The organism is Allobosea sp. CER48 (genome assembly GCF_044752385.1).
Taxonomy (GTDB): Bacteria; Pseudomonadota; Alphaproteobacteria; order Rhizobiales; family Beijerinckiaceae; genus Allobosea.
Window position 1 is genome coordinate 1 of sequence record NZ_JBIWYK010000733.1, and the last position, 1083, is coordinate 1083.

Genomic DNA, 1083 nt, shown 5'->3' on the forward strand with positions numbered 1-1083 from the left:
CGAGCTGGCGTTGCGCTGCAAGGCCTCGGCCAGCGCATCGAGGCCGGGTGCGGCCAGGGCCGCTTCATAGGCCTGCACGCGGCCATAGAACATCTGGCCGATCTTCTTCATCCGCTTCGGCACGGCGACGTCGCTGACGCCGCCATTGCGGAAGCCGAGTTCGAGATAGGCGAAGCAGGTATCGACGAGATCCTGCGCCAGATCGGAGGCTGGCGGCGGCAATTCGCGCAGACGCCGCAGAACGAGCAGGATATGGAGCGCAAGCGATTCGAAGCGGCCCTCGAAACTGTCGGGGATGCCGCCCGCAAGATAGAGCGCCGGTTGGCGCGACGCCTCGGCGATGCGTGCGAAGAGCGCATCCACAGGCGCGCGCCGCTGGTCGCGCTTACCGAATAACCCGAAAATCACCTGTTTGCCTCCGCCCGTCGCTGATGCGGGCGTCCTTGCCTTGCCAAAGCCATCCTCGGGCGTTACGCCAACCCTCACCCTTTTGACAAGCGGCTTGGTCCTCCCAGCCGTGCTCGCCTTGGATCGTGCCCGCATGGCCCACATCACCCGCCGCACGGCTCTGCTCGGAGCTCTTGCGACCACTTCCCTTTTGCTGGCCGGCTGCGGTCCAGATGCTGGCGGCTTTGTTCTTCCGACGTCCACCGGCATGAACGAGACCTTCTCCCGCGGCTTCGTGATGGATGAAGGGCTGGTCGCGCAGATCAAGCCGAGCATGGACGTCCAGTCGGTGCTGCAGATCCTCGGCACGCCTTCGACGACATCTACCGTCGGCAACCGCACCTTCTACTACATCAGCCAGACGATGCGCCGGCGCTTCCAGTTCCAGGATCCGCAGGTCATCGACCAGCAGGTGCTGGTGATCTATTTCAACAAGAGCTTCAAGGTCGAGCGCGTCGCCCATTACGGCCTGCAGGACGGCGTGATCTTCGACTTCATCAGCCGCACCACCGCGGCTGGCGGCGAGGAGCAGAGCTTCCTGCGCAACCTCTTCCGCGGCGTCACCAAGTTCAACCCGCTCGGCAGCTGAGCGGTTCCTCCGCTTCGCGAATGCAAAAACCCCGCGGCGTGCCGCGG

2 protein-coding genes are annotated in these 1083 nt (G+C 64.5%); one reads left to right on the plus strand and one right to left on the minus strand.

From position 1 onward, the window contains the following. Positions 1-408 (minus strand): ubiquinol-cytochrome C chaperone family protein (locus tag ACIPIA_RS16865; RefSeq protein ID WP_400511141.1); only part of this gene is annotated, 408 nt, incomplete at its 3' end. A gap of 247 nt (positions 409-655) precedes the next feature. Here ACIPIA_RS16865 and ACIPIA_RS16870 point away from each other — a divergent pair. Next, entirely contained in the window at positions 656-1036 is a 381-nt protein-coding gene (locus ACIPIA_RS16870) for an outer membrane protein assembly factor BamE (protein ID WP_400511143.1), read from the plus strand. Positions 1037-1083 lie beyond the last annotated feature (47 nt).